Raw genomic sequence first — 20,360 nt, forward strand, 5'->3', positions numbered from 1 at the left:
GTTATTTCCCCAGTGGTTGCGCTTTTCTGGTTTGGCTTGAGGACGGTATTTTTTGCAAAAACCCCGGTACTTCTGGGCGCATTCTTCTAAAGTCTTGCCTAAAGACAAAAACGCTGGATGCCATTGAGTTATACCATCATCACTCAGTCTGTCGTGGATGCCATAATTGCTGAAATCGTAGAAAAAGCCTTGCTGCATTCCTGCTGCTTTGGGGTTAGCGTGGATGTAGCGCAGCGTATTTAATGCCCTTTTGCTATCTGTATTTGCAAAGCCGGTGCTGTGATATCTTTTTTCCCAAAAGTGTCCTGTGCGATTGAGCATCCGGTTAAAGCACATTGCGGTGTACCAGTTTAACCAGTGCATGATTTTGGGTAGTTCTTCGCTTTGTGCTGGTTCCAGCAGGTAATGGACATGATTGCTCATAATGCAAAGGGCGTAGAGTTTAAATCCATATTTCTCCTTTGCTTTCTTGATCGCGTAGAGAAACACTTCTCGACACTCTAGGCGAGTGAGGCGAAATTCGCGGTTATTACACCGGGTGGTGATGTGATAGCAAAATCCGCTTTGTAAATTTCGGGGAGAACGAGCCATCAATACACCATCACATGAGAGCCAATATCGATTAAAACAATCATCTCTTCATCCGCATCAGGATTTGGCTCAAATGTATAGATAATGCGGCAATCATACTCAACCCAACACGCCCACAAACCATCTAAATCACCTTTCAACTTATGTGATTTTAAAGCAGGTGCGAATGGGTCAGTCGTAAGTAATTCCAAAACCTCGAAAATTGTTTCTTCAAAACGAGGGTTTTTACGAACAACTCGCTTAAAAGCACGCTTGAAGCTATTAAGCTAAACCACATCTAGTTTGCATATTGAAAATTCTTGTAACTCTTGTGGGGTGCGTATCTGGTCTCCCTTCATTATGCAATTTAAATGTGGAACAGCTTATCCCAAATTAGTACTCTCATTCCTCACTCAGCAAATCAGCCCGTAGGTTAGCAAGAGTACCACGTTTTGCTATACCTGTTCTCATTGCTTCCAGTGTTTGTGCTGCATTGCTGGCGATTTCTTGACGCCGTTTTTCAACTCGCCGTTTATAAATTAGTTCCAGTAGTAAATCTTGCTCTTCGGTTGAAAGAGCCTCTACATATTCAATGACTGTCTGTAAGGATGCAGGCTTGCTCATCAGCAATGTTTATAGGTTTTGATGATTTTATATTCCTTTATTTTATAGCAGTTCTCAACTGGGTGTAATATAGATTGTTTGTAAGCAAATTGTAGCAAAACAAAGTAAAGTTTTGAAGAATTAGTTACTATGCCAGAAATGTCAGACACCGAGTCACAACCTAAAAGCGAAGAATTCGATGTCTTCCTCGCACACAACAGTGCAGACAAACCCGAAGTGAGAGCCATCGCCCATCAACTTAAGGAACGCGGTATTAAGATATGGCTCGATGAAGAACAAATTCCACCAGGCAGATCATTTCAAGACGAAATCCAAAAAGTAATTCCACTCGTGAAATCCGCCGTCATCTTTATTGGTTTGAAAGGATTAGGAAAATGGCAGACAATGGAAGTGCGATCGCTAACAAGAATGTGTGTTGAGAAACATATTCCTTTGATTCCTGTTCTCCTTCCTGGCGTGAGTCAATTTCCAGAAAAATTAGTCTTTTTAAAAGAGTATATACGGGTAGATTTTTCTAAAAGTACTGATGATGCTCAAGCGTTGAAGAATTTGGTGTGGGGAATTACTGGAAGTCAATCATCAGCACAACAAAAGCCAACTGAACTGTGGTTCAATGGTGATCGCTTGCAGCAGTTCCACAAAGCACTCCTGAGTGCATTTCCTACCACAGCAAAACTCAAGCAGATGGTTCGCTTCAAATTAGATGAGAACTTGGAGGCGATCGCAGGAGGTGCAAACCACTCAGAAGTTGTATCCAACCTGATAGAATGGGCTGATGCTGAAGGGCGACTGGAAGAGCTATTAACTGCTGCTCGTAAAGACAATCCTGGTAACCCAGCTTTGAAGAGATTTGATGAACAAATGCGCGGTGGTTAGCGATCGCCTAATTTTTCAGTACTATGCGCCACTACCTCTTTTTCTTGGCGTCCTTGGCGTCTTGGCGGTTTATTTAATTCGGTATTCTACCTTATGGGAACGCCTAGCGGCGAACGGGCGGTTTAGGAGTAATCAACCAGACTTAATATTATTTCCGCCTCTTTCCTGCCTAATAACGATTATCATTATTATATGACTATACCCAAAATTACTGTTGTCGCAGGTTCAGCAGGCGCAGGAAAAACCACTTGGATTACTCAACAAATAGCTTGTAGTGATGTCACTACGAGTCATGTATTGTATTTCAGTCCTGGAGTTGGGAATGTTCCCATCGATCAAACCCGCCTGAAAAGCGAATATCCTACTGTTAAAGTCTTTAAAGATGGAGAAGAAGTTGAGTTTCTCAGACACTTACCCTCAGCAGACGCTGTTTATATCGAACTGGGATTTTATTTAGAACTGAATGCCGTAGCACCAATATTGGATAATTTATCGTACCGTGCAATCGCCATCTTGCCACCACATCTCCAAGACTCTGAGTATCATGCTTGGGCAGATAAAATTATACTAGGAGCAACGACAAATAGTAGTATGACCACTACCCAGTTATGGCGTGTTCCTACAACTGGTCAGGTTATCGATGAAGATAGTTTGGAGGAGTTTTGGTATGAAATCACTCACGGTGCTTACGGTCAAGTCAGCCGCGCTAAGGGAATTTTTGATGTTGGAGATGGGCGATCGCTTTATGCTGATTTCGCTGCAGGCGTTCCATCAACCGATTTTCTAGAATTAGACTTACCCCGCCACTTGGAAAATAGACCCCAACGTTTCAGTGGGATAGAAGTGTCAGGACAAAACTTGGATGAAGCCGCGATGGGGCAAACTTTAGAAGACTGCTGTTTGTCAGACGCTGCAATTTGGCAATACCAACAACAGGTAAAACAAGTTCTACTTGAGGAGATAGAAGCGTGAAAATAGCGGTCATGTCATGTATTCATAGCAACTATGAAGCCTTGGATGCTGTCTTGGTGGATATTGACAAGCACTCATGCGAAAAAATTTATTGTCTTGGTGATTTGGTAGGATATGGTCCTTATCCTAATGAAGTGGTAGCGCAAATTCGTTCGTTAAATATTCCTACCGTCGCTGGTTGTTGGGATGAGGATATTGTCGAAGCATTGAATTCTTGCGAGTGCAGTTTTCCTTCCCTTTTGGCTGAAAAGCGGGGAAAAATCGCTCACGAGTGGACAAACAAGGAAATTCTTCCAGAGAACCGCCAATTTCTCGCCCAATTACCCGATACTTTCCGTGAAGGAAACATAGCGTTTGTTCACGGTAGTCCCCATAGCAACCACGAGTATTTGTTACCAGAACTCGATGCTTTTGTGGCACTAGAGCGCGTACTTTCCACAGAAAGCGATGTGTTATTTTGTGGTCATACTCATGTGCCTTATGTCCGTACTCTGGATGGAGGAAGTTTACAGGTACGTACTAAAGGTGAGAATGGACAAGAAGAGGAAAGGCACTTTACAGCACCGCTGAAAAAGATTGTCAATGTGGGTTCGGTGGGAGAACCTCGACATGGAAGACCTCATGCAACTTATGTTATTTACGACACTGACACTCAAGAAGTCACGCTACGGGAAGTACCCTACGATTATCAGAAAACTGTAAGGGGGATTATTGAAAAGGGTTTACCTGCTATTTTTGCTTGGCGTTTAGCGCAGGGAATGGAGTTTGCAGAACGTGCGGATGATCCAAGCCATGTGTGTACGAGGTAAAACAGTGAACAGTGAACAGGCTGCTGATGACTGATAACTGATAACTGATAACTGAATAACCGTTGACAAATGACCAATAACTAATAATGAATAACCAATGACTAAATGGGCAATTTTAAGTGGAATTGAAGGAAATTTGGCGGCTTATGAAGCGGTGATGGCAGATATTAAGCGTCAGAGTCGTTTTGTGCAGGCATTATATATTCTCGGTGATTTGGTGGGATCAACGAAAGAATCTGAAGAACTGGTGGAAAGAGTGCGTAATCCCCGAGTTGGTGAATTGGAACCGCTTGTGTGTAAGGGATGGTGGGAAGAACAGTGTTTGATTTTGCATGGTGTTGGTGCGACTGGGGAACCGACGGAGTTAATGGCGAGGTATGGGGGAGAAACGGTTAAATTACTGTGGGATAGTGTGTCCCGTCAGACAGTACAATGGTTACGAAACCTTGATTTTGGTTTTTTTGAGTTGGATTGTTTGTTAATTCATGGTACGACAGTATCTGTTAGTGAAGAACTGACACTTTTAACTCCACCCATTCAAATGTTGGATAGGTTGTCGCGGATGCAAGCGAATAACCTATTTTGTGGTCGTTCTGGTTTGACTTTTCAATATCAACTAGAAGCAGGTTCTATCACCACACAAGTTACAACCCTCGATAGTCAAACTTCTCCCACAACTATCAACGTTTCGTCGCGTCAAGTGGTTGGGGTGGGGAATGTGGGACGCACTCCTGGGGAAGCAACCTATACCCTCTATAGCCCAAACACAAACCAAGTCGAATTCCGGACTGTCCGCTACGGGGAAAAAAAGGGTTTTGGAGTCAATAAGAAGGGGTATAAGGGTGTAGGGGTATAAGGGTGTAGGGGTGTAAGGGTGTAGGGGACATGGGGGCGCTTGACACCAAGATGATTTTAGAACAGCCTTACAGATATGCTTACTCTTCGGTGGTTCTACCAGAAAGCAAAAAAAGCTGTTTGAAAACGATTATCATTATTTAGCAGAACAATTATTATTCACTCCCATGTCATCAGAAAATCCTTCTGCTAATCACACAGCACCTACAGCTACAACCCTGATTCATCGCCCCCGTCGCTTACGTCGTACTGCGACTTTACGTCGCATGGTGCAAGAAACAACGCTGACTGTCGATGACCTCATTTATCCCATGTTTGTCATGGAAGGTGAGGAACAGAAAATGGAAATTAGCTCCATGCCTGGGTGTTATCGATATACTTTAGATTTACTATTAGAAGAAATAGCAGAGGTGTGGCGACTAGGGGTAGGAGGTGTTGCACTCTTCCCTGTCATACCAGAAGTAAAAAAAGATGACGTGGGTAGTGAAAGCTACAACCCTGAAGGATTGGTACAGCGAACTGTCAAGGCAATTAAAGAAGCTGTGCCAGGTATCCTAGTAATTACCGATATTGCTCTTGACCCTTTTACGACTCATGGTCACGATGGTATCGTAGATGAAAACGGGGTTATTCTCAATGACCCCACAGTCGAAGTCTTGGTGAAAATGGCACTTTCACAAGCAGCTGCAGGTTCAGATATGGTCGCACCTTCTGACATGATGGATGGTAGGGTAGGGGCTATTCGTAAAGCGCTGGATTCGGAAGGATACATAGATGTGCGGATTTTGGCATACTCTGCAAAATACGCCTCTGCATATTATGGTCCATTTCGGGATGCGTTGGATTCTGCACCAAAATTTGGGGATAAGAAGACTTATCAGATGGACGGTGCAAATGCTAGAGAAGCTATCAAAGAAGTAGCGCTAGATATTGCCGAAGGTGCAGACATCGTGATGGTCAAGCCTGCTTTAGCATATTTAGATATTATCCGCCAAGTCAAAGATTACACGCAATTACCTGTAGCCGCTTATAACGTTAGTGGTGAGTATGCCATGATTAAAGCTGCTGCTCAAATGGGCTGGATTGATGAGAAAAGAGTCATTTTAGAGACTTTGACTAGTATGAAACGGGCGGGTGCTGATTTGATTTTGACTTACTTTGCTAAAGAAGTTGCGTTGATATTGGTTAACAGGAGAGCGTTTTTGTTTTAGTAGCAACCAGCCATACCACACTCAGCGGCTGTTGTATCCTCCCCGCGAGTTTGGGGAGAATATTTTTTTGATTGTTAGTTATAGGACTTATATCAAATCCGGGTAAATGCACATGGTATAAAAAACCCATAAACATTATAAATTAAGGGTGAAGGTTTGTGGGAACTGCGTGCAATCAACAGGATTTGATATTACGCACAAGTTACGAAAAAACAAGAGTGTGAGATTGCTTCCTTACGTCGCAACGACACAACTACGTTATTTTTGCGTAAGTCCTGAGTTATAAAGAAGATAATTTTTAAAAAGTCAAAGATCCTTTCTCTTGAAGTATTAGCTTTTTCCCTTGATAAACTTCCAAAATGCCGTCTATTGTCACCCGATAAACATATTCGTTATTGCGGAACTGATAACCGAGGAATCGAGCTGGTGTGATACCATCTGCACCAGTTGTGTGGATTGTTTTGCCAGTCAGACTAATCGATTTACCTGTTTTTAAATCCTTTCCAAAGTATGTAACATTGTTGCAAGTTACATTTCCTTCTGGACAGTTTCTAGTAATTGTGACTTTGAAATTTTTCGTTTTTAAAGTTTCAGCATGCGCTGCTTGAGTCCACAAAGTAGCAACTGGTAACAAAGCAAGTAATGCAGCATATTTTTTGAAGTTTAACATTTTAGGTTTTCCGTAAATAAATTTAGTAGTTGTTTGATAGATACACGTTGATTGAGCCAATTCCGAAAAAAAGATGCTCTCAAGACAATAAAAATGTTAAAAGCCCAGTTACAATGACTGGGCTTTCTGTATAGGCTTTAGATAGTTGAGAACTCTCTCAAAGAAAACTTGCTAGTCAACAGCAACCATAACGTCTGATGATTTGATGATCGCGTATGCTTCTTTTCCTTCTTCCAGTTGAAGCTTCTGGGCTGAACCCTTGGTAATAATTGCTACTACTTCAACTCCTGGCGCTACCTCTAGCGTTACCTCAGTGTTAACAGAACCTTCCACAACTTCTTTAACAGTCCCTTTGAGCGCGTTACGAGCACTGACTTGCATCTTTCAATATCCCCTGTATCGTTTTGATTGACTCATCATAGCACTATAGCACTATCATCTAGAATGAAAATATTAAGTGCTTAAATGACTATTATTTACTTAAAAAGAACTATAAAACACAGTATATTTTCGGTTTTTTTCTCACGGCTTACTGGGTTATGTCCGAAAAACTTTTGTTGTGGTTCATTGCATCAAAATCAGCCTTAAAGGGTCTAAACGAACATACCACGGCATTGGTTGGTCTTTGAGAGTTGCCCATTTCTCCTTAAACACCTCCGCTTGCACGTGGTAATCATTGTTGTTGGTAGATGGGTGATGGAGTTTGAGAAACAGCGTCATTCGGTGTGGAGTTTCACTCGTTCTTACCAGCCAGCAAGGAAAGGTATTTTCCTGATTCGGTTCGTCTGTAAACATGATTTGATGAGCACGAATTCCAACATTGGACAAAGCATCTGGGATAGGTTCAATGACATTCAGGGTACAACCCCAATCATTTGCTTGCACTTGTCCTGATGTGATGGGAACAGCACTTGAAAAGTTTTTACATCCTGTTAATTGGGCAACACCAACAGTAGCGGGGTGTTCAAAAATATCGTGTTTAGTCCCGTAATGAACTGCTTTTCCTTTCTCTAGAACTAGCAAATGAGGACAAATCCGATATGCTTCTTCCATGTTGTGGGTGACAAATAAACTCACGCCCTCATAATTCGCTAATGTTCCTACCATTTGCTGTTCCAGTTGGCTACGCAGGTGCGTATCTAATGCAGAAAATGGCTCATCTAATAATAGTGCTTCTGGTTGACTTGCTAAAGCTCTTGCTAATGCGACTCTTTGCTGCTGTCCTCCCGAAAGTTGATGCGGGTAACGCTGTGAATATCCTTCCAACTGCACTGCGATGAGTTGAGTTTCAACAAGTTGTCGAATAGCTGTGGCAGAAAGTCCTTTGGGTAAGCCAAAGACAATATTCTGTCCTACAGTCATGTGTGGGAAGAGAGCGTAATTTTGGACTAAAAAACCAATACGGCGATCACGCGGTGGCAAATTTATTCCCCGTTGCGAGTCAAACAACACCCGCCCATTAAGCACAATTCGACCAGAACTTGGTGTTTCTATCCCAGCGATGCAACGCAAAATCATGCTCTTACCAGCCCCAGATCCTCCCAATAATCCCAAGGGTTGCTTATCTCCACTGAAACAGACTTTCAAGCTGAAACCAGAAAGCTGTTTTTCGATATCAACAAATAGCCCAGAAGAAAAGGAGGGGGATGAGAGAGTGAGGGAGTGAGGGAGTGAGGGAGATAGTGATTTTGAATTGATTTGTCCTCTCCTCTTTCCCCGAGTTTCCTGCCAATAGTTAACAGCTATAATCCCAGACAGAGAAATACCCATGATAGCTAAAGCCCAAAACCAAGCTTCGTTTATTGCGCCCCCTTCCACAGCAAAATAAATTGCCATTGGGATTGTCTGAGTTTGCCCTGGGATATTCCCTGCTAACATCAAGGTTGCACCAAATTCACCCAAAGCCCGAGCAAAAGCCAAGGTTGTCGCGGCTAAAATCCCTGGTACTGCTAGAGGTAAACTTATTCGCCAAAATATTGTAGATTCCTTTGCGCCCAGGGTTCTTGCAACTCGCAGAAGATTGCTGTCGATTTGCTCAAAAGCTCCCAAGGCGGTTTTATACATTAATGGGAAGGCGACTATGGTGGCGGCGATCGCCGCACCATACCAAGTAAAAACAATACTAAAGCCCAAAGGCTCCATAAGTTTGCCCACTGGACCATTTTTACCAAATAGCAGCAGTAACAAAAAGCCAACAACCGTAGGAGGTAAAATCAAAGGAGCAACAAAGATACCCTCAATCAAAGCTTTGCCTTTCCCTCGATATCCCAGCATCCAGTAAGCAGCAGCAATCCCAAGAAAGAAGGTAATAAATGTCGCAAGTAAAGAAGTTTTTAGGGATATCCACAACGGAGAAAGGTCAAAGGGCATAAGTCACCTGGAGTCAACAAGTGTGAAAGAAATTTAAAGGATAAAATCTGGTTCTCTCGGACACATCTGCTTGCTTATTTTTGGCGAAGTTAGAAGTATAAATTTTTTTATCCTTTATTTTTTGTCATTCTCTAATACCAACTTAATAGAAAAAGTTGGTATTGAACAATATGTACAACAAAATAGTTTTAAGGGACACCCTAAAAGCAAACACGTCAACTATTGATTGTTAAAAAGCTTTCTGAAACTGATATTATAGCAAGCGCCAGGTTGGTTAGGACGCTAAGCTCAAAATATGCTCCATCGCTGCCCGCAAGGTAGGGAAGTCCTCTAGTTGCTTGCGGATGGGACTTTTGAGCCAAGACCAGCACGGTTCAATCTTGTTCAAGTCAGGAGAGTAAGGTGGGAAGTACGCGACTACGAACCAGCAGCCTGCACTAATTGCTCAATACGTCCACCCTTGTGAAAAGTGGCGTTGTCGATCACCAGCTTCTGCCCTGGTTTTCATGTTGGAATCAGGCATGTTTCTAACCAGGTTTCAAAAACCTGGCGGTTGCAAGCCCCCTCAATTGTGAATGGGGCAAGCAACTGCTTAGCACACAACGCCGCAATCATATTAACTCGCCCCGTTCTCCGACCCGATTTGAGATCATAGAACCGTTTTCCTTGGGGACTGTAGCCGTAACCATAGTCCTCCGGCTGATCCATGCCAGCTTCGTCGGCATACACAATTAACTCACGCTCAACTGCGGCTAGCTGTTTGAGCAACTTCCGCCGTTTGTCCTCATCCCGTTCACGGTAGCCATAAGTCTTTTTTTTCGCGTGAATCCGATTTTTTTCAACCCTCGTCAGATGGTGCGTTCGCTAATGTCCTTCTCCCACAGTTGAGCCATTTGCGCCTGAGTTTTGTCTGCGTGGGTTTCCACGAAGGCTCCAAACTTCTCCCAGTCGGTGATTTTGTGACCACTACCCTTATGCACTCTGACTTTGGCATTAAACTCACCCGTTTCCTGACGACGTTGGAACCATGTATTGATGGTATTGCCACTGATGTTGAAGAATTCACTCGCTCAAGAGCGCTTCATTCCATTTAGTTCAATCGCCTCGATCACTTTTCGTCGCAGGTCATAACTGTAAGGGTTTGCCATAGGAATGCCCAAACTAATCACTTCTTTATCTATCCTACGTCCTGACTGAGGTGGCGACTGCTATAATTGTCCAGTAGGAACATCTTCTAAACTTTTGAGCTTACAAAACAATGCCTCTAATGTTGAGCTATCTATGATCCAAATTTGGGAAAATTTGGTTAAGTGTTTGTTTTCTATTTGTGATTTTACCCCCCGCATGACCAAATTTTGAACCATAGCGTGACTAAAAGTTAACGTAATTTCAAGCTTTTGAGCCAATCAACAACCTAAGATTATGAATAAAATTATGTCCGCGTCTTTTAAATGTGAACCATAATGCGACTAAAAGTTTTATTTTTGGATTTGGTAAAAAATGCAGAGCAAGACACACTAAAATCAATCGAAAATTTTCAACTTTCAGTCAAAATATGATTCAAAACGTCCACAATATGGTTCAAAAATATGTTTCGCCAAAAATTGAGTGATCAAGCGTTAAGCGTAGCTCTGCCGCAGGCAATCGCATCTCTACTCAGTTTTAAAAGCTCTGTTCGCCGCCTGCATACAAATGAACTATAAAAGCCTTGTTGCTTGCCGTACTTGATTTTTGATGTTTTTTAACTCAACTTATAATTTTGAACTATATGTTGTCTTAAGTGATTTTGAAGCACTAGAGTGACCGTTTGGACAAAATATGGTTCAAGTCACACTATTTTCTGCACATTATGTTTGCCTACTTCTAACCTGACAATACCTTGTGCTCATCCGCTTCTTTTATCAATCGGCCATCTTCCATGTGGATGATGCGGTCAGCAATATTAAGAATCCGGTTATCGTGGGTGACAAGCAAAATGGTACATCCCTGCTCCTTAGCTAAACGCTGCATTATTTTTACGACATCCTGACCAGATTTTTTATCAAGGGACGCAGTCGGTTCATCTGCGAGGACGATTTTGGGATGACTAGCTAAGGCACGAGCGATCGCAACCCGTTGTTTTTGTCCTCCAGAGAGATTGTCTGCATAATAATGGATGCGATCGCCCAAACCAACGGCGTTGAGAATGTCGGCTGCCAGCTCATCCATATCCTGCTCTAGGTACTTATCATGCAGTTCCAAAGACATTCGTACATTTTGTTTCGCTGTTAGGAAGGTCAGCAAGTTGTGCGCCTGGAAAATGTAGCCAATCTGCCGCCGCACTTGCATTACATGCTGCTTACTAGCACCACACATCTGGTTTCCCAGAATTGTTATACTGCCGAACTGAGCAGACCTCAATCCACCTACTAGTGCCAGTAAGGTGGTTTTACCAGAACCAGATGGTCCAGTCATAATCACAATCTCCCCAGCATAAATGTCGAGATTGATATCGAATAATACCTGCTTACGGAGTTCTTCTCGACCAAAGTAGTGATTGAGATGGCAAACTGAAATTACAGGTTTCATGGTTGGAGCTTGATTGAAAGTCGATTGAGACATTGCAGTTTGTGAGGTCAAATATGTCAGAAAATGTCCGCTGGATCGGCTTGCTGTAACTTCCGCATGGCGATCGCTCCTGCTCCAATACACATGACGATGGTTAACATCAACACCGTTGTTGCGCGACTTAGTTTCATCGCGATCGGTAAAAGCGTTGCGGACTTAAAAAGGGCGTAAAGTCCATTAGAGAGCAAAAACCCTGGCACAAAGCCCAAAGCTGCTAACACAAGAGCCTCTTGAATGATAACTCCGATGAAATACGCATCACTATAGCCCATTGCCTTCAACGTTGCATATTCTGACAAATGATCGGAAACATCGGTGTAGAGAATTTGATAGACAACTACCGCTCCGACCAAGAACCCAATTGCTACGCCAAGGTTAAAGGTAGGACCGATGGCAGAACCTGTATTCCAATATGCAAGCTCACGAGCGGTGAATTCATCGAGGGTTAGCACCAGCAAATTATCCGGCAGGATTGCTTGCAAAGAAGCTTGTACTCGCTCAATCGATGCTTTTGATTCTACTTTAACGATACCTACATCAATTTCATGAGCTTGACGCTGGCTAAAGAGCCGCAAAAAGGTAGAATCACTGGTGATGAGATTGGCCTCAGCAGAAAAAGAGATACCGAGCGTAAATAATCCAACAATTTTAATTTCATAATCATTTGCCTGAACCGAAAGCGGATTCTGTTTTTTCAGCAAGGTAGGAACATCCCCAATTAGAGGAAGTGCGGAGGCTCGGTCAAACAAAGCTCGATTTAGTAACTTAAGTTGATCCAAGTGTTGATTCAGTTCCGGCAAGTCGAATGCTGGGCGATTTGGATTAATCCCGTAGACGAAGATTTGGCGACTGGTTTGGTTTTCAGGATTTCGCCATGTTGCCTGACCAATATACAGCGAGCTAACGGACGCTACACCGTCGATGCCTACTGCCTGATAAAGATTGTCTCTTGAGAAACTTTTGACCGATTGGAGGTTGTCAGACAGTTTATTGACTAAAAACAAATCCCCTTGAAGTGTGGTATAAGGACCAACTTGTGAATCAAACAGTGCATCCCTCACTCCAAGTTGGAAAAACATCAGAAAATCAGCAAAGCTAATTCCTGCTATGGCGACTAGCAGACGCGCCTTTTGGCGACTGATTTGCAACCAGGCTAACGGCGTTTTGCGGAATAATTTACGAAACATGAATTCCTCGATTTTGGAGTCTCTATTGACTATTGGTCGATGGCGCAGTCGGTTGAATGGCTACCTGCACTTGCAAGTTAGTTAAATGAGCAACCCGTTGGCTATTTTCTCGATTGAGTTGAATCCTCACTTGAATCACCCTGCGATCAAGATTTTCTCCAGCTTTACCGCTAGTGACTTCCTGTTGAATCACTTGTAGCCCAATTAAGCGAACAGTTCCATGTACCTGACCGGGAAATGATTCGCTCGTGATAACGGCTTGTTGACCTAAACGAATTTTACTAATGTCAGTCTGATAGACTTCTGTCACTACCTGCATATCGTCAGTTTGTCCCAAATCAGCAATGCCTTTTACGCCAACGACTTCTCCTGGTTTGGCGTAAATGTCGAGAATGCGACCTGCCATCGGTGCGCGAATGTACGCCTGGGCCAAGTCAGCTTTAGCCTTGTTGACAGATGCTTTGTCCTTATCTACCTCTGCTTGGGCTGAAAGTACATCAACCGGACGCACCTCAGCAATCTTGTTTAAAGTGTCTTTAGCTTGTCTAATCTGCTGCTTTATTGTTTCTACACTCTGGTTTTGCTTAGCTTTAGCTTCGTTAAGCTGTGAGAGCGCTGTTTCTCTTGCAAGCTGTTTTTGATCTCGATCTAAAGCAGCGGTGGCTCCTTGTTTGTAAAGCGACAAATAGCGATTGTAGTTAGAATTTGCATTTCTAACCTCAGCTTGCCAACGAGCAATGGTGGATTGTTGAGTTGCAATTTCGCCTTTTAACTGCTCCTGAAGGCGAACAATTTCAGCTTTCTGAGCTGCAATCTCTCCAGATTTTGCACCAGCTTTCACCTTAGCCAGATCTATTTGTGATATTTTAACCTGTGCTTGCGCTTGAAGCAAGGCATTTTGCAAACGATTTTGTGCATCCATAATCGCAATCACCTGACCTGCTTTAACGCGATCGCCTCGTTGCACCAGTAGTTTGGTAACGCTGTCATTGCTTAAAGTAGCAGGTACAGATACTTTAATAACTTCCTTTACTGGTTCGAGTCGTCCTAGAGCAGTAATTTTCCTCTCTGGCGGAGTAGCTTTTGCGACTGGTTCTGGTGTGCTAGTTTGTCTTGATTGGGAAATACCGTAGAAAACAATTGTGCCTGTGATGGCAGTGGCAGCTATAATCAGGGCAAGCGTCCATTGACCTGAACGCTTTGATAATGCTTGAAGCTTCATCTTGAGTCCTGTGTGCAACGATTGATAGCTATTCTACATGACCGCAGATATCTAGCTAGCCCAATCTTGAGGCTTTAAGAAAGTTTCATACAAATCAGCTTCCGGCGTGTTAGGTTCAGGTTTATAGCCGTATTCCCAACGCACTAGAGGTGGTAGCGACATTAAAATTGACTCTGTGCGTCCATTGGTTTGAAGACCGAAGATTGTGCCACGGTCATAAACCAGGTTGAATTCAACGTAACGCCCTCGGCGATACAACTGAAAGTTCCGTTCGCGATCGCCATACTCCATCAACTTTCGTTGCTCTACAATCGGCACGTATGCCGGCAAAAATGCTCGTCCACAATCGCTCACAAAAGCGAATAATTCAGACCAACTACGCGGCGCTAGAGTACCCACCAGGTTACTATAGACAGCAGCTGCACCTTCTGGATGCGGACCCCGATACAGCTGACCTTGACCACCTTGATAGTCAAAAAAAATACCACCTACTCCACGCATTTCCTGGCGGTGTTTGAGATAAAAATACTCGTCGCACCAAGGCTTAAACACAGAGTAATACTCTGTATAGTGAGCGTCACAAGCTCGCTTAAGTGTGGAATGGAAATGAACGACATCACAGGCAAAAGGATAGTAAGGTGTTAAATCTATACCGCCGCCAAACCACCAAACCGGTCCCGCTTCAAAGTAGCGGTAATTGAGATGGACAGTTGGCACGTAAGGATTGCGAGGATGCAACACCATTGAAGTGCCTGTGGCGTAAAATTTATGTCCAGATGCTTCTGGGCGTTGTGCCAGAATTGAGGGGGGCAGATGAGAACCCCAAACTTCGGAAAAGTTGACCCCAGCTTGTTCAAATATGGCACCGTCACGTATGACGCGCGATCGCCCTCCACCCCCTTCAGCACGTTCCCATGCATCTTCCACAAATGTGCCTACTGCATCTATTTGTTGCAATCCTTCACAGATTTCGTCTTGTAACTGTCGCATGAACTGGCTAACTCTAACCTTTGCATCAATTGGGGGTAATTTGGATTGAGTTGCTTGAGGAGTCGAAGCAGTCGTTATCATCTCAACTTAATCTCCAAAAAAGGTGAATATCTGAGAAATAGGACGGGCGAGACGCTTATGCCACAAAAATTTCAGGCATTGCAAAGCTCAACCGCCAAGCTTAGCTATCCAACGGGCAGCATCTTTGGCATGATACGTGAGAATCAAGTCAGCGCCAGCCCGTTTCAAACCAGTCAATGTTTCCATCACCACTTGCTGTTCGTCAATCCAACCATTAAGTGCCGCAGCTTTAATCATGGAATATTCGCCAGAGACGTTGTAGGCAGCAACTGGTAGGTTGGTTGCTTGTTTGACACGCAAGATAACATCCATATAAGCCAGGGCTGGCTTGACCATTAACATATCTGCTCCTTCAGCAGCATCAAGTTGAATTTCTTTAATGGCTTCACGGGCATTACCTGGGTCCATTTGGTAAGTGCGGCGATCGCCAAACTGCGGTGTCGATTCAGCAGCATCACGAAAAGGACCATAGTAAGACGAAGCATACTTAGCAGCATACGACAGAATTGGTATATCTTGGTAGCCAGCTTCATCCAACCCCATCCGAATCGCCTGGACAAACCCATCCATCATTCCTGAAGGAGCAATGATATCTGCACCGGCTTTGGCTTGAGAAACCGCTGTTTTCTTGAGTAACTGCAACGTTGGGTCATTCAAGACGCGCCCGGTCAAGTCACCCAATTCCAAATAGCCGCAGTGTCCGTGACTGGTGTATTCACACAGACATGTATCAGCTATGACAATTAAATCTGGTACTGCCTGCTTCACTGCAGTAGCAGCTTTCTGCACAATACCGCAGTCGTGCCATGCACTGGTTGCTTCTAAATCTTTATCTTCAGGAATGCCAAACAGGATAATAGCAGGAATACCGAGGTCGTAGACTTCCTTAGCTTCTTCCACGATTTTGTCTACCGACAACTGGTAGACTCCAGGCATAGATTTCACTTCGTTGGCAATTGCCTTACCAGGTACAGCAAAGAGGGGGTAAATTAAATCACTGGTTGATAAAACAGTTTCACTTACCATTCGACGCAGTTGCGGATGGCTTCTAAGACGACGAGGGCGATGAAGTGGAAACATAGTATTGATTAAAGGGAAAAAACCATTAAAGAGGGATGCCTGTGCTATTAAGCACAGAATTTATTTTAATTTTCGTTGAAAAACCGGAATGAAATGTTTTAGTTTCGTTGGACTGTCTGAAAAATTTCTGACAAAATTTCTTGGGCTCCCTGTTGCCGTAATTTCTGAGCCAGTTGGATACCTAGTTGTTCTGCTCTTACTGTAGCACCCTTAACAGTATCTTTCACCATACGTTGACCATCAACACTGGCTACTATTCCCGTCAACATGAGCGTATTTCCGTCCAAGTGAGTGGTGACACCAATTGGTACTTGGCAACCGCCTTCTAGTTCTCGTAAGAAGGCACGCTCGGCAAGAGCGCGATCGCGAGTTGGTACGTGTTCGATCGCTTTGAGTAGTGACAGTACTTCTAAGTCATCAGCACGACATTCTATCCCCAAGGCTCCTTGTCCTACAGCATAAAGGGAAAGTTCAGTAGGCAGGACTTGATGAATGCGCGCCCCCATTCCCAATCGCTCTAACCCTGCTACTGCTAGAATTAAAGCATCGTACTCTCCATCATCTAGCCTTGCCATGCGGGTGTTCAAGTTTCCGCGCACATCTTTAAAAGTGAAGTGGGGGAAGTGATGCCGCAACTGGGCAAGTCGTCGCAGGGAAGATGTCCCGATGACTGCACCTTCTGGCAGCGTATCAATTTGCTTATCGAGGTGTTTTTTATGTACCACCAGAGCATCTGCTGGGTTCTCCCGTTCTGTGACTGCTGCCAACACTAAGCCCTCTGGCAAGCGAGTCGGTAGATCCTTGAGGGAGTGAACGGCAAAGTCAATTTCTTGGGATAGCATTCCCAATTCGAGTTCTTTGGTGAATAGTCCCTTATCACCAATTTTGGCTAATGCCACATCCAGAATTTTGTCGCCTTGGGTGGACATGGTGTGGACTTCAAAAGTGAGATTGGGAAAGCGTTTCTGGAGTTGTTCTTGTACCCAGTAAGTCTGAATCAGAGCGAGCTGACTTTTACGAGAACCAATGCGAATCGTGCGGTTCGGACTCTTAATTGTGGATGAAGCAGAGGTAGATAGAGTCATAAATCTTATTTACAGTCATTTAATAAGTAGTTGGACTGTTTTACAGTTTCAAAAAAGAAAGCAACATTTTCTTCTGGAGTGTTCTGTAAAACTCCGTGACCTAGATTGAAGATATGTCCTTGGTTTCCGGCTTTGCGAACAGTGTCAAGGATCCGCGAGCGGATAAACTCTTGGGAACCAAATAACGCACACGGGTCTAAATTTCCTTGTACTCCTATACTGGCTCCGAGTCGCTGCCGTGCCACTGCCATATCAACAGTCCAGTCCACGCTAACGATATCTACGCCAGATTGTGCCATTAGCTCTAGTATCCCTGCACTGCCGTTAATGTACAGGATTAAAGGCGTGTTTGGATGCGTTGCTTTGACCTGTTCTACGACCCTTTGCTGGTAGGGCAAAGCAAAAATTTTGAAATCTTCGGGAGTAAGTTGCCCTGCCCAAGAATCAAATAGTTGTACAATTTGCGCGCCGGAATCAATTTGGTAGCGGACGTAGATGGCGATCGCATCTGCTAGTTTCCCTAAAAATTGATGTAGCATCGCTGGCTGTGAGAAAGCCATACTTTTAATGATGGCATAGTCTTTCGAGCTTTTACCTTCGATGGCATAGGCAGCTAGTGTCCAAGGAGCGCCGACAAAACCCAAAACAGTAGCTTGATCGTCAACTTCTTTACGTAGCGTCGTCAGGATTTGACGAACAAATGACAAAGAGGCTTCAGGATCGAGGGGAGTGAGAGCATCAATTTGCGCCTGAGTTCGGATTGGGTTCTCAAATATCGGACCTTTACTTTCGATAATATCAAACGGAATACCAATACCAGGTAACGGGGTGAGAATATCTGAGAACATAATCACACCGTCGGGTTTGAAGGCGTGGAAAGGTTGCAAAGAAATTTCCACGGCTAAGTCAGGGTTCTCAGAGCGCTCCCGAAAAGAGGGATACTTCTGGCGCAAATCTCGATAGACTTTCATGTAGCGACCAGCTTGGCGCATCATCCATACTGGAGGGCGCTCCAGTACTTCACCTCGAGCTGCTTGTAGTAACCTGTAATTCTTCATACATTTCTCCATGATATTTAAGAGGCTTTACTTGTATCAGATATTTCGTGAAATGGTATAACCCGATTACTCTGCTGAAGTTGAGCAGTAGAGATTTCACTGTGGATAAGGTCGATTAAATAACGCCCATAACTGCTTTTAGACAATGGTTTAGCAAGTCGATAGAGTTGTTCTGCATCAATATATCCCTGGCGGTAAGCAATTTCTTCGATACAAGCAATTTTGAAGCCCTGTCGTTGTTCTAAGGTTTGAATAAAGCTAGAAGCTTGATGAAGAGATTCATGAGTACCTGTATCTAACCAAGCGTAGCCTCGACCCAAAAGCTCAGCTTTTAATTGTCCTCTACGGAGATAAATTTGGTTTAAATCGGTAATTTCTAGTTCATTGCGATTTGAAGGTCTTAGTCCAATGGCAATTTCACAAACTTGAGAATCGTAGAAATAAATACCAGGCACAGCATAGTTAGACTTAGGAATGCTCGGCTTTTCCTCTAAACACACCACCTCCCCTGTGACGTCAAATTCAACGATTCCGTAGTTTTGAGGTTCAGCTACCCGATAACCGAAAATTAATGCACCCTCACGCAACTGAGCCGCACGAGTCAGTACCTCAATTAGACCATTACCGTAGAAAAGGTTATCGCCCAAAATTAGGCATACTGGATCGCTACCGATAAAATCTTGACCTAAAATGAATACCTGTGCTACGCCTTCAGGTCTCGGTTGTTCTAGATAGCTAAACTTAAGACCCCACTGGCTACCATCGTGTAGAAGTTGCCGGAACAGTGGTAAATGTGCAGGCGTAGAGATAATTAGGATATCACGAATTCCAGCCAGCATGAGAGTGGATAGGGGATAGTAGATCATTGGTTTATCGTAGACAGGCATCATCTGTTTGCTGACTACTTGCGTGAGAGGGTACAATCGTGTACCGGAACCACCAGCTAGAATTATGCCCTTCATAGTTAATTCTTCCTTGGCGATCGCGCTGTTATTCTATCTCCATAATTCTGCTGAATCCAGCGTGCGTATGCGTCTGATTGAACTTGTTCTACCCAAGTTGGATTACTTAGATACCACTGAATTGTTTTCAATAAACCACTATCAAAGTCCTCTTTTGGCTGCCAGCCGAAATCTCTACTGATTTTGCTGCAATCAATTGCATAGCGTCGGTCATGACCTGGGCGGTCTTTGACAAAAGTCATTAGAGAGGAGTGGCGGAAGTTGGGTTTGGGCGCTAACTCATCGAGAATTGCACAAATTTTCTCAACAACTGTCAGGTTTGTCTGCTCGTTGTTGCCACCAATATTATAAGTTTCTCCAATCCGACTGGATTGTAAAATTAGATAAAGAGCTTCGCAGTGATCCGCTACATATAACCAGTCTCGAATATTCTTTCCATCACCGTAGATTGGTAGAGGTTTACCATGCAGAGCATTGAGAATCATCAGGGGAATCAGTTTTTCGGGGAACTGGCGTGGACCGTAGTTATTTGAGCAGTTGGTTATTAAAGTGGGAAGACCATAGGTGTGAAAGTAAGCTCGTACAAGATGGTCAGACCCTGCTTTTGATGCAGCATAGGGACTGTTAGGAGCATAGGGAGTATCTTCGCGAAAGGCTGGATCTGTAGGACTTAGTGAACCATACACTTCATCAGTAGATACGTGTAAGAAACGGAATTGCTCTCGCTTTTGCGGAGATAATTTTTCCCAGTAGATTTTGCTTGCTTCTAAAAGTTGGAATGTTCCTACTATGTTTGTTTGAATAAAATCTTCAGGACTAAGGATTGAGCGATCAACATGGGTGTGGGCTGTAAAGTTAATAATTGCCTTTGGTTGGTACTGCTCTAGCAAATTACGCAATAGCTCGACATTACCAATGTCTCCACAGACAAAATGATATCGTGGATCATCCTGCAATTGAGCTAAAGTTTGAGGATTGCTGGCATAGGTTAGCTTGTCCAGATTAATAATGTTAGCCCACCCTTCTTTTGTCGCCTTCAAAATGAAGTTAGAACCGATAAAACCAACTCCACCAGTTACTAAAAATGTCTGCATCGTGCTCCATTCTAATTGACTAGGAAATTTCTGCAAA

At 43.6% G+C, this 20,360-nt stretch carries 19 protein-coding genes and 2 pseudogenes; 5 read left to right on the forward strand and 16 right to left on the reverse strand.

The window, feature by feature from the left end; all coding sequences use genetic code 11:
• From AC5590_RS31745 to AC5590_RS31755, 3 genes and pseudogenes are all read right to left on the reverse strand, one after another.
• Window positions 1–591 (reverse strand): transposase (locus tag AC5590_RS31745; protein WP_169267239.1); only part of this gene is annotated, 591 nt, incomplete at its 3' end.
• A pseudogene (locus AC5590_RS31750) lies at window positions 591–842 on the reverse strand (type II toxin-antitoxin system RelE/ParE family toxin); the annotation flags it as partial. The gene AC5590_RS31745 and the pseudogene AC5590_RS31750, both read right to left, overlap by 1 nt.
• Window positions 843–972: 130 nt before the next feature.
• Window positions 973–1,194 carry a hypothetical protein gene (locus AC5590_RS31755; RefSeq protein WP_169267240.1) on the reverse strand — a complete coding sequence of 74 codons (222 nt, stop codon included), beginning with the start codon at window positions 1,192–1,194 and terminating at the stop codon, window positions 973–975.
• A gap of 129 nt (window positions 1,195–1,323) precedes the next feature.
• Between AC5590_RS31755 and AC5590_RS31760 the strand changes: the two genes are divergently transcribed.
• The 5 genes from AC5590_RS31760 (at window position 1,324) to hemB (AC5590_RS31780) (ending at window position 5,917) form a co-directional block, all read left to right on the forward strand.
• Entirely contained in the window at window positions 1,324–2,070 is a 747-nt protein-coding gene (locus AC5590_RS31760; protein ID WP_248277343.1) for an effector-associated domain EAD1-containing protein, read from the forward strand.
• Window positions 2,071–2,262: 192 nt separating this feature from the next.
• Entirely contained in the window at window positions 2,263–3,042 is a 780-nt protein-coding gene (locus AC5590_RS31765; RefSeq protein WP_169267241.1) for a CobW C-terminal domain-containing protein, read from the forward strand.
• Window positions 3,039–3,851: a metallophosphoesterase family protein gene (locus AC5590_RS31770; protein WP_169267242.1), complete on the forward strand. Its 813-nt coding sequence runs from the start codon at window positions 3,039–3,041 to the stop codon at window positions 3,849–3,851. The genes AC5590_RS31765 and AC5590_RS31770 overlap by 4 nt, the downstream gene beginning before the upstream one ends.
• Before the next feature lie 97 nt (window positions 3,852–3,948).
• Window positions 3,949–4,707 (forward strand): metallophosphatase, encoded by a 759-nt coding sequence (locus AC5590_RS31775; protein WP_169267243.1) that lies wholly within the window; start codon window positions 3,949–3,951, stop codon window positions 4,705–4,707.
• Window positions 4,708–4,873: 166 nt separating this feature from the next.
• A complete protein-coding gene (gene hemB / locus AC5590_RS31780) occupies window positions 4,874–5,917 on the forward strand; it encodes a porphobilinogen synthase (protein ID WP_169267244.1) in 1,044 nt (347 codons plus the stop codon).
• A 298-nt stretch (window positions 5,918–6,215) separates the two neighbouring features.
• Here hemB (AC5590_RS31780) and AC5590_RS31785 read toward each other — a convergent pair whose 3' ends face one another.
• The 13 genes and pseudogenes from AC5590_RS31785 to rfbB form a co-directional block, all read right to left on the reverse strand.
• On the reverse strand, window positions 6,216–6,587 hold the full coding sequence (locus AC5590_RS31785; protein ID WP_169267245.1) for a hypothetical protein: 372 nt from the start codon (window positions 6,585–6,587) through the stop codon (window positions 6,216–6,218).
• A 171-nt stretch (window positions 6,588–6,758) separates the two neighbouring features.
• Complete coding sequence (locus AC5590_RS31790) at window positions 6,759–6,968, reverse strand: TOBE domain-containing protein (protein ID WP_169267246.1); 210 nt, start codon at window positions 6,966–6,968, stop codon at window positions 6,759–6,761.
• Window positions 6,969–7,151: 183 nt separating this feature from the next.
• Window positions 7,152–8,957, reverse strand: a complete 1,806-nt coding sequence (gene modB / locus AC5590_RS31795) for a molybdate ABC transporter permease subunit (protein ID WP_169267247.1) — start codon at window positions 8,955–8,957, stop codon at window positions 7,152–7,154.
• A 274-nt stretch (window positions 8,958–9,231) separates the two neighbouring features.
• Window positions 9,232–10,105: pseudogene (locus tag AC5590_RS31800) on the reverse strand (IS630 family transposase).
• Between the two features lie 715 nt (window positions 10,106–10,820).
• Complete coding sequence (locus tag AC5590_RS31805) at window positions 10,821–11,525, reverse strand: DevA family ABC transporter ATP-binding protein (RefSeq protein WP_169267262.1); 705 nt, start codon at window positions 11,523–11,525, stop codon at window positions 10,821–10,823.
• Between the two features lie 56 nt (window positions 11,526–11,581).
• On the reverse strand, window positions 11,582–12,751 hold the full coding sequence (gene devC / locus AC5590_RS31810; protein WP_169267248.1) for an ABC transporter permease DevC: 1,170 nt from the start codon (window positions 12,749–12,751) through the stop codon (window positions 11,582–11,584).
• A 22-nt stretch (window positions 12,752–12,773) separates the two neighbouring features.
• Window positions 12,774–13,973 carry an HlyD family efflux transporter periplasmic adaptor subunit gene (locus AC5590_RS31815; RefSeq protein ID WP_169267249.1) on the reverse strand — a complete coding sequence of 400 codons (1,200 nt, stop codon included), beginning with the start codon at window positions 13,971–13,973 and terminating at the stop codon, window positions 12,774–12,776.
• Between the two features lie 51 nt (window positions 13,974–14,024).
• The gene (gene hemF, locus AC5590_RS31820) at window positions 14,025–15,044 is read right to left on the reverse strand and encodes an oxygen-dependent coproporphyrinogen oxidase (RefSeq protein ID WP_169267250.1); all 1,020 of its coding nucleotides are present in this window, start codon (window positions 15,042–15,044) and stop codon (window positions 14,025–14,027) included.
• Between the two features lie 87 nt (window positions 15,045–15,131).
• The gene (hemB, locus tag AC5590_RS31825) at window positions 15,132–16,124 is read right to left on the reverse strand and encodes a porphobilinogen synthase (protein WP_169267251.1); all 993 of its coding nucleotides are present in this window, start codon (window positions 16,122–16,124) and stop codon (window positions 15,132–15,134) included.
• A gap of 98 nt (window positions 16,125–16,222) precedes the next feature.
• Window positions 16,223–17,209, reverse strand: a complete 987-nt coding sequence (gene hemC, locus AC5590_RS31830) for a hydroxymethylbilane synthase (protein WP_169267252.1) — start codon at window positions 17,207–17,209, stop codon at window positions 16,223–16,225.
• Between the two features lie 5 nt (window positions 17,210–17,214).
• Window positions 17,215–18,267, reverse strand: a complete 1,053-nt coding sequence (hemE, locus tag AC5590_RS31835; RefSeq protein WP_248277344.1) for a uroporphyrinogen decarboxylase — start codon at window positions 18,265–18,267, stop codon at window positions 17,215–17,217.
• A 17-nt stretch (window positions 18,268–18,284) separates the two neighbouring features.
• On the reverse strand, window positions 18,285–19,229 hold the full coding sequence (gene rfbA / locus AC5590_RS31840) for a glucose-1-phosphate thymidylyltransferase RfbA (RefSeq protein ID WP_169267254.1): 945 nt from the start codon (window positions 19,227–19,229) through the stop codon (window positions 18,285–18,287).
• A 2-nt stretch (window positions 19,230–19,231) separates the two neighbouring features.
• Entirely contained in the window at window positions 19,232–20,323 is a 1,092-nt protein-coding gene (gene rfbB, locus AC5590_RS31845; protein WP_169267263.1) for a dTDP-glucose 4,6-dehydratase, read from the reverse strand.
• Window positions 20,324–20,360: the final 37 nt, after the last annotated feature.

The sequence above is a fragment of the Brasilonema octagenarum UFV-OR1 genome (assembly GCF_963888615.1).
Lineage (GTDB): Bacteria > Cyanobacteriota > Cyanobacteriia > Cyanobacteriales > Nostocaceae > Brasilonema > Brasilonema sennae.

Bases quoted from the DNA above. Each gene is read 5' to 3' on its own strand.
- AC5590_RS31755 (WP_169267240.1), bottom strand. From the start codon at position 1,194: ATGAGCAAGCCTGCATCCTTACAGACAGTCATTGAATATGTAGAGGCT.
- AC5590_RS31760 (WP_248277343.1), top strand. From the start codon at position 1,324: ATGCCAGAAATGTCAGACACCGAGTCACAACCTAAAAGCGAAGAATTC.
- AC5590_RS31765 (WP_169267241.1), top strand. From the start codon at position 2,263: ATGACTATACCCAAAATTACTGTTGTCGCAGGTTCAGCAGGCGCAGGA.
- AC5590_RS31775 (WP_169267243.1), top strand. From the start codon at position 3,949: ATGACTAAATGGGCAATTTTAAGTGGAATTGAAGGAAATTTGGCGGCT.
- hemB (WP_169267244.1), top strand. From the start codon at position 4,874: ATGTCATCAGAAAATCCTTCTGCTAATCACACAGCACCTACAGCTACA.
- AC5590_RS31785 (WP_169267245.1), bottom strand. From the start codon at position 6,587: ATGTTAAACTTCAAAAAATATGCTGCATTACTTGCTTTGTTACCAGTT.
- AC5590_RS31790 (WP_169267246.1), bottom strand. From the start codon at position 6,968: ATGCAAGTCAGTGCTCGTAACGCGCTCAAAGGGACTGTTAAAGAAGTT.
- modB (WP_169267247.1), bottom strand. From the start codon at position 8,957: ATGCCCTTTGACCTTTCTCCGTTGTGGATATCCCTAAAAACTTCTTTA.
- AC5590_RS31805 (WP_169267262.1), bottom strand. From the start codon at position 11,525: ATGAAACCTGTAATTTCAGTTTGCCATCTCAATCACTACTTTGGTCGA.
- devC (WP_169267248.1), bottom strand. From the start codon at position 12,751: ATGTTTCGTAAATTATTCCGCAAAACGCCGTTAGCCTGGTTGCAAATC.
- AC5590_RS31815 (WP_169267249.1), bottom strand. From the start codon at position 13,973: ATGAAGCTTCAAGCATTATCAAAGCGTTCAGGTCAATGGACGCTTGCC.
- hemF (WP_169267250.1), bottom strand. From the start codon at position 15,044: ATGATAACGACTGCTTCGACTCCTCAAGCAACTCAATCCAAATTACCC.
- hemB (WP_169267251.1), bottom strand. From the start codon at position 16,124: ATGTTTCCACTTCATCGCCCTCGTCGTCTTAGAAGCCATCCGCAACTG.
- hemC (WP_169267252.1), bottom strand. From the start codon at position 17,209: ATGACTCTATCTACCTCTGCTTCATCCACAATTAAGAGTCCGAACCGC.
- hemE (WP_248277344.1), bottom strand. From the start codon at position 18,267: ATGAAGAATTACAGGTTACTACAAGCAGCTCGAGGTGAAGTACTGGAG.
- rfbA (WP_169267254.1), bottom strand. From the start codon at position 19,229: ATGAAGGGCATAATTCTAGCTGGTGGTTCCGGTACACGATTGTACCCT.
- rfbB (WP_169267263.1), bottom strand. From the start codon at position 20,323: ATGCAGACATTTTTAGTAACTGGTGGAGTTGGTTTTATCGGTTCTAAC.